Consider the following 14,544-nt stretch of genomic DNA (forward strand, 5'->3'; position numbering starts at 1 on the left):
GGCACCTCGGTGACGTACCCGATCCGACCACCCTCGTCCTTGAGGTCGAGCTGGATGGCGTTGATCAGCCCGTCATCGAACATCTTCAGCACCCGCTCGCGGAAGCTCGGCGTCGCCCACGCGTGGGGCGTGACGTGGACGGCCCGGACCTCGTCGACCTGGACGCGGGAGGGGAGACGGGTGAGTTCGAGCTGTTGCTCGGTGGTGTTCCCGGCGAGGTCGGTCGCGACGAGCGCGATGGGCGCGTCGGGCACCTCGTCGTAGGTGTGCTCGTAGGCGCCGTCGTCCTCGACGGTCACCTCGTCGCCGTCGATCGTCAGCGTCGCGTCCGGGTCGGTGCTGCCGGCGAGCGTGAGCGGGTCGTCGCCGAAGACGACCCCATCCTCCGGATCGGTGATCTCGAGCTCAGGCGGTGTGGCGTCCACCGAGAAGCTGAAGGTCTGCGTCCCACCGCCGGGCACGTCGACGGTCACCTCGTGGTCGCCGTCGTCGAGGTCGGCCAGCGGGTAGCGCAGCTCGCCGTCCTCCCGGGTCGCCGCATCGGTGACGTCGCGCCCGTCGTGCTCGACGGTCGCTTCGGCGAACAGCTCCGGGTCGGGCTCGGCGGTGTCGGCCGTGACGACGATCGTCGCGGACGCGAGCTGCTCGGCGTTCAGCAGCTCACCGTCGCCCGGTCCGTCGGACGACAGCTCGGGGCCCGCGCTGCAGGCAGCGACGATCAGCGCCGTGGCGGCGACGACGCCGAGGGTGCCCGATCGCGGGCGGCGGGCGCGTCGAGCGGCGGAGAAGGTGGTCCCAGGCACGAGTTCGCTCACGATCGGTTCCCCCGAGGTGCGGTCCGCGAGCGCGTGGACGCAGCTGCGCGTGCGGAGGTCGGCCGGGGAACGTACCGTCCGCCGCTCCCGACCCCGCGAGCCCGCCGTGCCTCTCCGGACCACCATCTCCGCGCTGCTCGTCCTCGCCTTGCTCGGGGCCGCGTGCGGCGAGGACGCGCCGCGTGAGACCCCACCGAGCACCGAGCCATCGGCCGCGCCCGACGATGGGGGCCCCGCGGACGAGGAGGAGCCCGAGGAGGTCGTCGAGGAGGCACCGGATCCCGCCGCGGCCGCGGCGGAGGTCGAGGCCAACGAGCTCGGCCAGATCCCGGTCCTGATGTACCACCGGCTGCTCCCCGACGGTGGTGGGGACTACGACAACACCCCCGAGCAGTTCGAGGCCGAGCTCCGCCGCCTCCACGACGAGGGCTACGTCCCGATCACGACCGCGGAGCTGGTGTCGGGCCGTATCGACGTGCCGGCCGGAACCACCCCGGTGGTGCTCACCTTCGACGACTCGACCCGCGAGCAGTTCGCGCTCACCGAGGACGGCGAGGTCGACCCGGACACCGCGGTCGGGATCATGCTCCGGCTCGAGGACGAGCTCGACGGGTTCGAAGCGGCGGGGTCGTTCTACGTCCTCGGTTCGCTGTTCGGCGCGAACGCCGAGCGCGGCGCGGAGCTGCTGGCCGCGCTCGCCGACCTGGGCTTCGAGATCGGCAACCACACCGCCGGCCACGAGAACCTCCGCCAGCTCGACGCCGAGGGGGTCCAGTGCGCGCTCGCCGGCGGCGTCGCCAACATCCAGGAGGCGGTCCCCGGCACCGAGGTCCGCACGCTGTCCTACCCCTTCGGCGTCCGGCCGGAGGACCCGACGCTGGTGGCCTCGGGGAGTGCCGACGGCGTCGAGTACACCCACCTCGCGGGCCTGCTGGTCGGCTCCGGCCCCGCGCCATCGCCGTACGACGCGACCTTCGATCCGTTGGCGATCCCGCGCATCCGTTCGCAGCCGGAACCCGTCGACGGCGACCCTGACTTCGGCTCCAACTACTGGCTCGAGGTGCTGGCGGAGGCTCCCGAGCGGCGCTACGTCTCGGACGGCGACCCCGACACGATCGCCTTCCCATCGGAGCTGCGCCCGCAGCTGGCCCCCGACCACGAGGACCGCGCGGTCGCCTACTGACCGGCCCGCCACCCACCCCCGGAGGACCCGTGGACCTGTCGGCGCTCGAGGCCGCGGCACGCGCGGCGATGGACCCGGCGGGCTACGACTACTACGCCGGTGGCGCGGAGACCGAGACCACCCTCCGCGAGAACGTCACCGCCTGGGACCGCTGGCGGCTCCGCCCGCAGGTGCTGCGCGACGTGTCGACCGTGTCCACCGCGACGACGCTCCTCGGCACGCACGTGGCGACCCCGATCGGCGTCGCCCCGGCCGCCTACCAGCAGCTCGCCCACCCCGACGGCGAGGTGGGGATGGCACGCGGCGCCGCCGCAGCGGGCGCGCTGATGACCGTCTCCACGCTCGCGACGGTGTCGCTCGAGGACGTCGCCGCTGCCGCGCCGGACGCGCCGCGATGGTTCCAGCTCTACGTCTTCGTCGACCGTGGCTACGCCGGCGAGCTGGTCGACCGGGCCGTCGCTGCCGGGTACCGGGCGCTGGTGTTGACCGTCGACACACCGGTCCTCGGTCGCCGCTGGCGTGACGAACGCAACGGTTTCGCGCTCCGCGACGGGATGCAGATGGCCAACGTCCCCCTGTCGATGCCCGACGGCGACGCCGCGGCGGGGACGGGCCGCGGGTCCGGGCTCGCGGCGCTGTTCGCCGACCACGACCGAGGGTTGACCTTCGACGACCTCGCCTGGCTCCGCGAGCGGGCGGGCGGGGTGCCGATCGTGGTCAAGGGCGTGGTGCGCGCCGACGACGCCCGCGCATCGCTCGACGCCGGCGCCTCCGCGGTGTGGGTCTCCAACCACGGTGGTCGGCAGCTCGACCGGACCGTCGCGACCGCGGCAGCGCTCGGCGAGGTGGCCGACGCCGTCGGGGACGACGCCGAGGTCTACGTCGACGGCGGGGTCCGACGCGGGCTCGACGTGCTGACCGCGTTAGCGCTCGGCGCGCGGGGCGTCTTCGTCGGACGGCCCGCCCTCTGGGGGCTCGCGACCGGCGGCGCCGACAGCGTTCGCGACGTGCTCACCGGCCTGACCGACGAACTCGAACACGCCGCGACGCTGGCGGGCGTGGCCGACATCCGCGACGTCCCGCGCGACCTCGTCACCCCCGCGTGACCCACGTCCGCCACCGCTCGGCGGTTCCTGGCGGCCAAGCGCCAGGAACCGCGGGTCAGGACTCGAAGGTCACCTCGAGGGTGATCTCGGCGGTCCCGCCGGCGAACAGCTTGCTGACCGGACACCCGTCCTTGGCCTTCTGCGCGTACTCGGTGAACGTCGCCTCGTCGATGCCCGGGACCTTGCCGACGGTCGCCAGCGCGATCTCGGTGATGGCCGGCTCGTCGTCGACCTTGCCGAGGGTGATGGTGGCCTCGGTCCGGACCTCGTCAGGGGTGTGACCGTCCGACGCCAGGATGTTGGATAGGGCCATCGAGAAGCATCCGGCGTGGGCGGCAGCCAGCAGCTCCTCGGGGTTGGTGGCGTCACCGGAACCCTCGAACCGGCTGGCGAAGGTGAAGGGGCCCTCGTACCGATCGGGGCCAACGATCATCTGACCGCTGCCACCCTTCAGGTCGCCGTTCCAGTGGGCCTTCGAGCTGCTGGTGGTCACGTCGTGCTCCTCATCGGTCGGTCGCGGTGCTCACACACCGCCTTCTCGTTCTGCGTACAGGACCAGCTGACGACCGGGTCCGTCACCGTCGGTCGGCCGTGATGTGGTCGGTCGGGATCTCGATGGTGAAGCGCGCGCCGCCGAGGTCGCCGGTGTCGACCCGTGCCCGGCCACCGTGCAGCTCGGCGAAGGCGGCCACCAGCGTGAGCCCGATGCCGGTCCCCGGTGACGGTGCCCCCTCGGCTCTCGGTCCCTGCTCGAACGGCTCGAAGATGGTGGTGCGGAGCTCGACCGGGACCCCCGGGCCGTCGTCCTCGACCACGAGCAACGCCGGCCCACCGGGTCCAGCCAGCACGACGGTGACCCGGACGCCGGCATCGGGCCCCGCGTGGCGCCGGGCGTTGCTCAGCAGGTTCTCGACGATGCGTTCGATCTTCTGCGGATCGACGGCTACCGGCGTCGGGGAGGTGATGACCTCGACCCCCGCGTCGCCGTGCTCGGCGCACATGGCGCGGACCACCACGGCGAGGTCGGTCCGGACACGCTCGAGCGTGAGCACCCCGCGCGAGAGCCGGTCCACGTCCAGCAGGTCGTCGAGCAGCCGCTGGATCCGAAGACCCTGGCGGTGGATCCGATCCGCCAGCGTGCGTGCGTGGGTCGGCGGCATCTCGCCACCGTGGTCGCGGAGGATCGCGGCGAAACCGAGGATGGCCGTCAGGGGCGTCCGCAGCTCGTGCGAGACCGCCTGGAGGAAGACCTGCCGGAGCTCGTCCACGCGACGGAGCCGGGTGGCGGCGGCCCGCTCGAGCTCCAGGGCTGACGCGAGCGCACGCTCCTGACGTCGGCGGTCGGTGACGTCCTGAGCGATGCCGAGCACCCACTCGAGCTCGCCGTGGATGTTCCGTAGCGGCACCTCGTACAGCTGGATGTCCAGCGTGTGCCCGTCGGGGTGCTCGAAGCGACCTTCGATCGGCCAGGTGACGTCCTCGCCCTTCCGGGAACGTGCCAACCCGTCGCGAGCGTCGGGGTCGAGCCGCTTCCACAGCGGAGAGGGGTCGTTGGTGAGCTGGTCGAGGGAGACACCCATACCCCGCTCGAAGCTGGGGTTGACGTAGTCGACCCGCATGGTCGGGTCGAAGCCGAACCGGTACATCGCGAGGTCGGTGCCGGACGCGAGGGCGCGGAAACTGGCCGCCATGGTCGCCAGCTCGTGCTGGAGGGCCTTGCGGGTCGTGATATCACAGCCGACGCCGACGAGCCCGACGGTGAGGCCATCGACGACGAGTGGCGCCCAGCTGATACCGAGGGGGACACGACGCCCGTCGGCGCACGCCAACCCGAGCTCGAGGTGACCGGTCTCGCCTCGAGCCGCCGCCTCGAGGGACGCCACCGACGTGGTCCGCTCGTCGGGGAGGAACAGGTCGGCGACGTGGCAGCCGATGACGTCCGTCGCGTCGCGAGCGGTGAGCCGTTCAGCCGCGGGGTTGAAACGGCGGACGACACGGTCCTCATCGAGGACGATGGTCGGCAGCGGTGAGCTGATCAGGACCGAGGTCGCGACCGCCGCGTCGTCGTCCCAGGTGTCCACCGCACCCCCGTCGTCCGGTCTCGCGCTCAGATCCGTCAGCGTGTCACATCGTGCTCGCCCGGGTCGGGCTGACCGAAGAACGGGATGCGCTCGAAGTCGAGGCCGTACCGGTCGATCGCCTGCGACAGGACATCGGCGTCCAGCGTCCCGGTCTTGACCAGCTCCGCGAGCACGCAGTACGCGATCGCCGTCGGGTCGATCCGGTGGTAGCGACGCAGCGCCTCGCGGGTGTCGGACCGGCCGAACCCGTCGGTCCCGAGCGCCGCGAACGGACCCGGGACCCAGTCGGCGATCTGGAACGGCGTCGCACGCATCCAGTCCGACACCGCGACGTACGGCCCCGAGGTGCCATCGAGGATGCGCGTGACCAGCGGCACCTTCGGGTCGGATCCGGGGTTCGTGCGGTTCCACGACTCGACCGCCATCCCATCCCGCAGGAGCCGGTTCCACCCCGGCGCCGACCACACGTCCGCGCGCACGTCCCAGTCGTCGACGAGGAGGCGTTGCGCCTCGAGCGCCTGGGTCACGATCGTGCCCGACGAGAGGATGTGGGCCTCGTGTTGCCCGGCCGTCCCCTCCTGGAAGCGGTACAGCCCGTCGATGATCATCTGATCCTCGACGTGGTCCGGCATCGCCGGCTGCACGACCGGTTCGTTGTAGACCGTCAGGTAGTAGATGACGTCCTCGCCGCCCTCGACCACCTCGTCGGTCCACATGCGCCGCAGGCCGTCCTCGACGAGGACCGACAGCTCGTAGGCGAACGACGGGTCGTAGGCCTCGATGGCCGGGTTGGACTGCGCCATCAGCAGCGAGTGACGGTCCTGGTGCTGGAGCCCCTCACCGTTGAGGGTCGTGCCGCCGGCGGTCGCCCCGATCAGGAACCCCCGGGCCCGCTGGTCCGACGCGCTCCAGATCGAGTCGGCGGTGCGCTGGAAGCCGAACATCGAGTAGAAGACGTAGAGCGGGATCATCGGTTCGCCGTGCGTGGCGTAGCTGGTCCCCGCGGCGGCGAAGGAGCCAACCGATCCGGCCTCGGTGATGCCCTCGTGGAGGATCTGGCCGTCCTTGGCCTGCTTGTAGGTCAGCAGCAGGTCCTGGTCGACGGGTTCGTAGGTCTGCCCGTGTCGGTCGTAGATCTTGGCCGTGGGGAACCACGAGTCCATGCCGAAGGTGCGGGCCTCGTCGGGGATGATCGGGACGATCCGCGGTCCGATGCCGTCCTTCTGGCGCAGCAGGTCCTTGAACAGGCGGACCAGCGCCATGGTCGTGGCGACCTCCTGGTTCCCCGACCCCTGCTTCAACGTGTCGTAGGTGTCGTGCTCGGGCAGCTTCGGCGCCGAGAACACCACCCGCCGCTGCGGCACGACGCCGCCGAGTTCCTCACGGCGTTCGCGCATGTAGGCGATCTCGTCGGAGTCCTCGCCGGGGTGGGCGTAGGGCGGCAGGTCGCCCTCGAGCTGCTCGTCGGTGACGTCGAGGTAGAGGCGGTCACGGAAGGTCTTGAGCGCGTCCGACGACAGCTTCTTCATCTGGTGGACGGCGTTGCGCGCCTCGAAGTCGGGACCGAGCGTCCAGCCCTTGACCGTCTGCGCCAGGATGACCGTCGGCGCACCGTGCGCTTCGGTGGCGGCCCGGTAGGCCGCGTAGAGCTTGTGGTAGTCGTGGCCGCCGCGGGTCAGCTTGGCGATGTCGTCGTCGGTGATGGACTCGGCCAGCTTCGCGAGCTTCGGGTCGGCGCCGAAGAAGTGCTCGCGGACGTAGGCCGAACCCTTGGTCGTGTAGGTCTGCATCGCACCGTCGGGGACCTCGTTCATCCGCGCGATGAGGGCACCGTCGACGTCCTTGGCCAGCAGGTCGTCCCACTGGCGACCCCAGACGACCTTGACCACGTTCCAACCCGCCCCGCGGAAGACCCCCTCGAGCTCCTGGATGATCTTGCCGTTGCCGCGCACCGGCCCGTCGAGCTGCTGGAGGTTGCAGTTGATGACGAAGGTGAGGTTGTCGAGCCCCTCACGCGACGCGACCGCGAGCGCGCCGAGGGACTCCGGTTCGGCGGTCTCCCCGTCACCACCGAAGAACCAGACGTGCTGGTCCGAGGTGTCCTTGATCCCACGGGCCTGCAGGTAGCGGTTGAACCGTGCCTGATAGATCGCGTTCAGCGGGCCGAGCCCCATCGAGACGGTGGGGAACTCCCAGAAATCGGGCATCAGCCGCGGGTGGGGGTAGCTCGACAGCCCGCCGGGTTCGACCTCCTGACGGAACCGGTCGAGCCGGTCCTCACCGAACCGCCCCTCGAGGAAGGCGCGGGCGTAGACCCCCGGCGACGCGTGCCCCTGGAAGAAGACCTGGTCGCCGCCCCCGGGGTGGTCCTTGCCGCGGAAGAAGTGGTTGAACCCCACCTCGTACTGCGCCGCGGCCGAGGCGTAGGAACCGATGTGCCCGCCGGTCCCCCGCTCGACGTTCGTGCGGTGGACCATCACCGCCGCGTTCCACCGGATGTAGGCCCGGATGCGACGCTCGAGGTGTTCATCACCGGGGAACTCGGGTTCACGTTCCGGCGCGATGGTGTTGATGTAGTCGGTGGTCGTGAGGGAGGGGATCCCGATGTTGCTGCGGCGGGCCTGCTCGAGCACCCGCAGCAGCAGGTAGCGCCCACGGGCCTTGCCGTGCTCGGCCACCACCGCGTCGAAGGACTCGAGCCACTCGCTGGTCTCGACCTCGTCGACGTCCGGGTACTGGGCCGGCAGGCCGTCGGTGATGATCGACCGTTCACCGGCGGCGTACCGCTGCTGTTCGCGCTGCTCTGCCACGACGTTGACCTCGGGTCGGCACGTGCTACGCGGACGTCCGACGCTAACCGTTCGGCCCCGACGCTGCCGTCGGACGTCCGGCCCGCTCGCCGGACCGAGCAGGCCCTCGGCCCGGTCCGCAGCCGGCGGCCGCTACCGTGCTGGCCGTGCGCTCTCCCCGTTCCGCCGTCGTCGTGCTCGCCCTCCTCGCGAGCGCCTGCACGAGCGTGGGAAACCAGCTCGAGGGGCTGCAGACGCGAGCCGTCGACACCGCCGATCGGGTCCAGTTCTGCCTCGCGGTCACACGCGCCCTCACGTCGGTCGACGGCGGCACGGCGCCGAGCGAGGCGCAGGCCGCCGCCGAGGAGGTGCTCGCGCAGGTTCCCGACGAACTCCGTGCGGATGCCGAGCTGGTCGCCGATCGGCTGCGCGAGACCGCCGACACCGGCGACCGGTCGGCGCTCGACGAGGAGTTCCGGACCGCTGCCGCGTCGCTCCGCGCCGGGACCCAGGAGCTGTGCGACCCGCGCCGGTGACCTCGGCTCGGAGCCGCACCGCCGGCGCTTGCGCGGCCCGCCGATCCGCTGACCGCCGCGACGACGGCGAGTAGCCTCGGCGGTGCATCCCGAGCGCCGTCGAGGAGGTAGGTCCGTGGTCCGAGCCCGGTTCAAGCCGGTCACGCCGGACCAGCGCCTGCGCGATCTCCGCAAGGAGTTCAAGGGTTTCGAGAAGGAGGAGCCCGGTCCTGATCGGGCAGCCCGGCTCGCGGTCTTCGCTCGCGCGGCCCACGATGACCGCCAGCTCAACATGGCGATGCACACCGCGCAGCTCTGCCTCGATGAGGACCCGGACCCCCCAGCGCTACTCGTCGACGCCTACCGGACCTCGAGCGCCACCGACGAGGATCGGCTGCGGTCCTACACCGACCTGCAGGACCTCGCGCGGTACATCGACCGGCCCGACCTGGGCGACCTCGCCGAGCGTTCCCTGCACGATGAAGCGCGTGACTGGGTGCTCACCGGCGGCGACCAGGAACGCCGTCACCGGCTGCGCACCCTGTCGTCGATGATCAGCCGCCGCTTCGCCGACGGCCTGCGCGACGAGCTCGGGGGCACACACTGAGCACGCCCGACCTCGTCACGTTCGACGACGTCTCGCGGGCCGCCCACCGTCTGGCGGGTGTCGCGCACCGGACGCCGGTGCTGACCTCGACCGCGCTCGGAGCCCGCACCGGCGGAGCGTTGCACCTCAAGGCAGAACACCTCCAGCGGGTCGGCGCCTTCAAGTTCCGTGGCGCCTACAACGCGATCGCTGCGGTCGACGCGACCACACGGCAGCGCGGGATCGTCGCGTTCTCGTCGGGCAACCACGCGCAGGCGGTCGCGCTGGCCTGCCGCCTCCAGGGCGTGCGTGCCACCATCGTGATGCCCGACGACGCGCCGCCGGTGAAGCTGGCAGCCACGGAGGGCTACGGCGCCGAGATCGTCGGCTACGACCGGTACACCGAGGATCGCGCCGCGATCGGCGCGGCCATCGCCGACGAGCGCGGCGCGACCGTCATCCCGCCCTTCGACCACCCGGATATCGTCGCCGGGCAGGGGACCGCGGCGCTGGAGCTGATCGACGACGTGCCCGACCTCGACCTCGTGATCGCCCCCATCGGCGGTGGCGGGCTGCTCTCCGGATCGGTCGTCGCCGTTCGCGGCCGGTCCCGCGACGTCGAGGTCATCGGCGTCGAGCCCGCGGACCGGCGTGCGGCCCGTGACGCCCTGGCCGCGGGCGAGGTCGTGGAGGTGGACGTGCCGCGGACCCTGCTGGACGGCCAGCAGACCACCACCATCGGCGCGCTGCCCCTCGCGCTCCTGCGCGCCAACGACGTCGAGGTGGTGGGGGTCAGCGACGCGTCCGCGCTGACCGCCGTCGCGTGGCTGGCGACCCGTGCGAAGCAGGTGGTCGAGCCGTCCGGCGCCGCCGCGCTGGCCGCCGTACTGGACGGGACCATCGACGTCCGGGGGCGCAACGTCGGCATCATCCTGTCCGGCGGCAACGTCTCGCCGGAGGTGTTGACGGTCGCGCTCCGCACGCCGCCGGCCTGATGGCTCCAGCGGGTGACGGTATGCGTCGATGACGGGGGTACCTCTCCCCCTGGAACGACGTGCCCTCTCCCACCTCGCAGGCGTCCGCACCGATCGTCGACCGGCGGCGTCGCCGCCGCTCGGCCCGTGCCGTGCGTGGCTCGGCCCTCGGGCTCGCGCTCGGACTCACGCTGGGCCTCGTCGTACCGTCGACCGCCGCGGCCACGGGTAGCACCAGCGCGAACGGCGGCGGGATCATCAGCGACGAGGTCGCGCCAACCCGGAGCAACGGTGCGGGCTCGGACGTCACCGGGCTGATCGTCGAGCTCGGTCCGAGCCACCGCGCTGAGCGCGCTCGTACCCGGCTCGACGCGCTGACCCCGGGGCGGGCGAACCTCGGTGCGCACCTCGGCGGTGGCGCACGCACGCTGGAGCTCGGCCGGCCGATGAGCCACGCCGAGGCGGAACGGGTCGCCGGACGGTTGGTGGCTGACGGTCTGGTCGTCGAGGCTGTCCCCGACGCCCACGTGACCATCGCCGCCGCACCGAACGATCCCTTCTACTCCGAGCAGTGGGCCCTCAGCGGCCGGTACGGCGGCAAGAAGGCCTACGGCGCGGGGGTCGAGGCCGCCTGGGACACCACGATCGGGTCGAGCGACGTGGTCGTCGCGGTCCTCGACACCGGCGTGCTCCCACACCCCGACATCACCGGGCGGCTCGTGCCCGGCTACGACTTCGTGGATGGGGATGCGGACGCGACCGACCCCGGGGACTGGTGCGAGGAGACCGACACCGCCAGCTCCTGGCACGGGACCCACGTCGCGGGGACCGTGGGCGCGACCACGGGCAACAGCGCCGGGGTCGCCGGGGTGGACCAACGGGCGCGCATCCAACCGGTCCGGGTCCTCGGCAGCTGCGGGGGCGCTCTCAGCAGCGTGATCGCCGGGATCCGGTGGTCTGCCGGCCTGCCGGTCAGCGGGCTGCCGACCAACCCCACGCCGGCGGACGTGATCAACATAAGCCTGAGTTCCGCGGGGTCGTGCCAGACGTCGACCCAGAACGCGATCGACGCGGCCACGGCCGCGGGCAGCCTCGTGGTCGTCGCGGCCGGGAACGAAGGCACCGACGCGGCGGCATCGTCGCCCGCCAACTGCGCCAACGTCATCGCCGTCGCCGCCACGAGCCACGTCGGTGACCGAGCCTTCTACTCCAACTACGGCAGCGTCGTCGACCTCGCCGCGCCCGGCGGCGACAGCCGCTACGGGAGCGCGATCCTGTCGCTCAGCAACAGGGGGACCACGACTCCCGACACCATGGGGTACCGCTTCGAGCAGGGCACGTCCATGGCGGCCCCACACGTGGCGGGGACCGCCGCGCTCGCACTGTCGGTCGACCCCTCGCTCACGCCCGCCAAGCTGACGACCCTGCTGCGCAGCACAGCCACCGCGTTCCCGACCAGCTCGCCGAGCGGATCCACCTGGGTCTGCTCCAGCGTTCCCACCGCCACCTACCACTGCGGTGCGGGCATCGTGGACGCCGCGGCCGCCGTGATCTCCGCGTCAGCTGCCCTCGCTGCGCCCAAGCCAGCACCCGCACCGCAGACCGAACCAGAGCCCGAGCCGGTCGCGGCCACGTGGCCGAGCACCGCGTCCTTGAGCTTCGACCTCGCCGGTGAGGACTTCATCTTCGCGTGGCCGGCGGCGATCGGGGCGGTGGACCGCTACGAGGTGCTCCGCGACGGGGTCGTGATCGCATCGACCCCGGCACGCGGCGTCGTGATCGAGGCGCCGCGGCTCACACAGCGCACGTGGTTCGAGGTGCGGGCGGTCGCCGGCACCGCCGTCTCCCTGCCGCTCGGCCGGTTCCTCTCCCCAGCACCGTCCTTCAGCGACGTCGCCGCCGACTCGTGGTTCCGGACCGACATCGCCTGGCTCGCCACCGCGGGGATCACCGGCGGGTGCGGTGGTGACCGTTTCTGTCCCACCGCGTCGGTGACGCGCCAGCAGATGGCGGCCTTCCTGGTCCGGGGGCTCGGCCTGACCGCTACCAGCGGCGTCCGCTTCTCCGACGTCCCCGCCGACTCGGTGTTCGCCACCGACATCGACAAGCTCGCCACCGCCGGCATCACCAGCGGGTGCGGCGACGACCGCTTCTGCCCCACCGCGCCGGTGACGCGCCAACAGATGGCCCGGTTCCTGACCCACGGGCTCGGTCTGACCGCCACCAGCGGCGTCCGCTTCTCCGACGTCCCCGCCGACTCGGTGTTCGCCACCGACATCGACGAGCTCGCCACCGCCGGCATCACCAGCGGCTGCGGCGACGACCGGTTCTGCCCGACCGCCTCCGTCACGCGCCAGCAGATGGCGGCCTTCCTGCGGCGGGGCCTGGTCGACTGACCACACCGTCACATCAGCTGGCGTGGTCCCGGGCACGCTGCGCGGACCACCGCGACCGGATGGCCCCGAAGGTGGCAGCCGCGGCGAACAGGTCACCCGCGTCGAGCGCATCGAGGACCTCGTGGACCTCGGCGCAGGTGCGGTCACCCCGCCGCTCCTCGGCGGACCGGAGGTGGGCGATGCCGGCCTCGTCGAGCTCGACCACCGCGTCGTCGTCGAAGCCGTCGAGCCACGCCGCGAGCTCGGCAAGCGAGAGCAGCACCTCGTCGCCGTCCTCGATGGTGGCTTCGACGATCTCGATGGCGCGCTCGAGCCGGAGTACCGCCTGCCCGACCGTGGTCAGGTACCGCACCCGCGGACCGCGCCCCTCGGGCGGGTCGTGGACGCGGCGTTCGTCCGGAGAGAACGCCACGAGCCAGTGCAGCGGCACGGCCCAGGGTTCGTCGAGGATGTGGGGGGCGCGACCGGCCACGGCCGTCTCCGCGAGCTCGTCCCGCACCGCAGCGTCGGGGACGAACGCGTCGGCGACGACGTCGGGGATGGTCCGGCGGAACAGCTCGAGCGCGAACGCAGCGCGCAGTTCGAGCTGGAGCGGACAGATCAGCGTGCGACGTCCCGCCCGGCGGACCAGCGCGGCGTCAGGACCGAACCTCGAGCGGCCGCCGATCAGCCGAGCCGAGGTCTCCCGCCACTCGACGTCGGCGACCTCCTCGCGCGTCAGACCGCAGCCCGCCTCGACGTACGCCGTCCAGCGGTCACGCTCCCGGGGCGGGAACGACGCCAGCGGGAGGAAGACCTTGAGCTGCGCGGTGGGGACCATCGCGGACGAACGTAGCGCCCGGCCGGGCCCCCACGTGCCTAGCCTGGACGGGCGGGCACGGTCACCGTGCGACCCACGGGACCTGCCCGGACGTGGGAGCAGCGTCGACGCGATCCGTCGACCCCGACGACCCGACGACAGGAGTCACCGTGGGACCCTTCGCACGCTTCGACGGCCACGAGCAGGTGGTGTTCGCCCGCGACGAGGAGCGAGGCCTGACCTGCATCGTCGCGATCCACTCGACCCGGCTCGGTCCAGCACTCGGCGGGACCCGCTGGCGGCCCTACGCCACGGAGGAGGACGCGCTCGAGGACGTCCTCCGGCTGTCCCGGGCGATGACGCTGAAGAACGCCTGCGCGGGCATCGACCACGGCGGCGGCAAGGCGGTGATCGTCGGGGACCCGGCCGTCGACCGATCCGAGGCGCTGCTCCGCGCCTACGGGCGGGTGATCGCCTCGCTCGGGGGCCGGTACGTGACCGCCTGCGACATCGGGACGACCCCGGCCGACATGGCGATCATCAAGCGTGAGACCCCCTGGGCCACCGGCGCCGATGCCGACCACGGCGGGTCGGGCGACTCCGGCGTCACCACCTCGTTCGGCGTCGAGCTCGCGATGAAGGCGGCGTGCCGGTTCACGTTCGGCTCGGACGATCTCGCCGGCCGCCACATCGCGGTGCAGGGCCTCGGGAAGGTCGGCGGCCGGCTGGTCGCGTCGCTGGCCGATCAGGGCGCCAAGCTCACGGTCGCGGACATCTCCGAGGCCGCGCTCGACCGCGTCACGGACCTCCCGGGGGTCGACGTCGTCGGTGTCGACGAGGTGCTGTTCGCCGACGCGGACGTCGTGTCACCGAACGCGCTCGGCGCCGTGCTCGACGAGGGATCCATCCCGCAGCTGCAGGCGAGGATCGTGTGCGGCGGAGCGAACAACCAGCTCGCCGGCGACGAGGACGCGGACCGGCTGCGCGACGCGAGGATCCTGTACTGCCCGGACTTCGTGGTCAACGCTGGCGGCGTCATCCAGGTGGCCGACGAGCTGCAGCCGGGCGGGTACCTACCCGGCCGTGCACGCAAGCGAGCCGAGACCATCCCGGGGACGTTGACGGCCATCCTCGAGGTCGCGCGCGACGAGGACGTGACGACGGAGGTGGCCGCCGAACGGGTGGCCGAGCGTCGCATCGCTGCCGTCGGCGGCCTGCGGGGGTTCCACCTGCCCTGACGACCTGAGCTGCGAAGCGCGCGCCCAGCCGTAGGCTCCGCTCCCCCTCCACCGGAGCGCTC

12 protein-coding genes are annotated in these 14,544 nt (G+C 72.2%); 7 read left to right on the forward strand and 5 right to left on the reverse strand.

All coding sequences use genetic code 11. From position 1 onward, the window contains the following. A partial coding sequence (locus WEB03_RS01035; RefSeq protein ID WP_368069116.1) for a putative glycoside hydrolase occupies positions 1 to 815 on the reverse strand: 815 nt, incomplete at its 3' end. A 106-nt stretch (positions 816 to 921) separates the two neighbouring features. On the opposite strand from WEB03_RS01035, the gene WEB03_RS01040 reads away from it, so the two are divergent. Continuing rightward, positions 922 to 1,998 carry a polysaccharide deacetylase family protein gene (locus WEB03_RS01040; RefSeq protein ID WP_368069117.1) on the forward strand — a complete coding sequence of 359 codons (1,077 nt, stop codon included), beginning with the start codon at positions 922 to 924 and terminating at the stop codon, positions 1,996 to 1,998. Between the two features lie 29 nt (positions 1,999 to 2,027). After that, positions 2,028 to 3,104, forward strand: a complete 1,077-nt coding sequence (locus WEB03_RS01045; protein WP_368069118.1) for an alpha-hydroxy acid oxidase — start codon at positions 2,028 to 2,030, stop codon at positions 3,102 to 3,104. 55 nt (positions 3,105 to 3,159) lie between these two features. On the opposite strand, the gene WEB03_RS01050 is transcribed toward WEB03_RS01045, so the two are convergent. The 3 genes from WEB03_RS01050 to aceE form a co-directional block, all read right to left on the reverse strand. Further along, a complete protein-coding gene (locus WEB03_RS01050) occupies positions 3,160 to 3,597 on the reverse strand; it encodes an OsmC family peroxiredoxin (protein ID WP_368069119.1) in 438 nt (145 codons plus the stop codon). Positions 3,598 to 3,679: 82 nt separating this feature from the next. After that, positions 3,680 to 5,185, reverse strand: a complete 1,506-nt coding sequence (locus WEB03_RS01055; RefSeq protein ID WP_368069120.1) for an ATP-binding protein — start codon at positions 5,183 to 5,185, stop codon at positions 3,680 to 3,682. 35 nt (positions 5,186 to 5,220) lie between these two features. Further along, positions 5,221 to 7,995 carry a pyruvate dehydrogenase (acetyl-transferring), homodimeric type gene (aceE, locus tag WEB03_RS01060; protein WP_368069121.1) on the reverse strand — a complete coding sequence of 925 codons (2,775 nt, stop codon included), beginning with the start codon at positions 7,993 to 7,995 and terminating at the stop codon, positions 5,221 to 5,223. Between the two features lie 146 nt (positions 7,996 to 8,141). On the opposite strand from aceE, the gene WEB03_RS01065 reads away from it, so the two are divergent. The 4 genes from WEB03_RS01065 (at position 8,142) to WEB03_RS01080 (ending at position 12,445) form a co-directional block, all read left to right on the forward strand. Continuing rightward, entirely contained in the window at positions 8,142 to 8,510 is a 369-nt protein-coding gene (locus WEB03_RS01065; protein WP_368069122.1) for a hypothetical protein, read from the forward strand. A gap of 115 nt (positions 8,511 to 8,625) precedes the next feature. Continuing rightward, complete coding sequence (locus WEB03_RS01070; protein WP_368069123.1) at positions 8,626 to 9,096, forward strand: hypothetical protein; 471 nt, start codon at positions 8,626 to 8,628, stop codon at positions 9,094 to 9,096. Continuing rightward, positions 9,093 to 10,070 (forward strand): pyridoxal-phosphate dependent enzyme, encoded by a 978-nt coding sequence (locus WEB03_RS01075; RefSeq protein ID WP_368069158.1) that lies wholly within the window; start codon positions 9,093 to 9,095, stop codon positions 10,068 to 10,070. Before WEB03_RS01070 ends, WEB03_RS01075 begins: the two co-directional genes overlap by 4 nt. A 59-nt stretch (positions 10,071 to 10,129) precedes the next feature. Beyond that, the gene (locus tag WEB03_RS01080) at positions 10,130 to 12,445 is read left to right on the forward strand and encodes a S8 family serine peptidase (RefSeq protein WP_368069124.1); all 2,316 of its coding nucleotides are present in this window, start codon (positions 10,130 to 10,132) and stop codon (positions 12,443 to 12,445) included. A gap of 13 nt (positions 12,446 to 12,458) precedes the next feature. On the opposite strand, the gene WEB03_RS01085 is transcribed toward WEB03_RS01080, so the two are convergent. After that, positions 12,459 to 13,265 carry a hypothetical protein gene (locus WEB03_RS01085; protein WP_368069125.1) on the reverse strand — a complete coding sequence of 269 codons (807 nt, stop codon included), beginning with the start codon at positions 13,263 to 13,265 and terminating at the stop codon, positions 12,459 to 12,461. A 149-nt stretch (positions 13,266 to 13,414) separates the two neighbouring features. Here WEB03_RS01085 and WEB03_RS01090 point away from each other — a divergent pair, with 149 nt between their 5' ends. After that, complete coding sequence (locus WEB03_RS01090) at positions 13,415 to 14,482, forward strand: Glu/Leu/Phe/Val dehydrogenase (RefSeq protein ID WP_368069126.1); 1,068 nt, start codon at positions 13,415 to 13,417, stop codon at positions 14,480 to 14,482. The last annotated feature ends 62 nt before the right edge of the window (positions 14,483 to 14,544 follow it).

Origin of the sequence: Nitriliruptor sp., assembly GCF_040882075.1 — a bacterium.
Classification (GTDB): domain Bacteria; phylum Actinomycetota; class Nitriliruptoria; order Nitriliruptorales; family Nitriliruptoraceae; genus Nitriliruptor.

Excerpts from the sequence above, each read along its gene's own strand:
- WEB03_RS01085 (WP_368069125.1), bottom strand. The coding sequence starts at position 13,265 with ATGGTCCCCACCGCGCAGCTCAAGGTCTTCCTCCCGCTGGCGTCGTTC.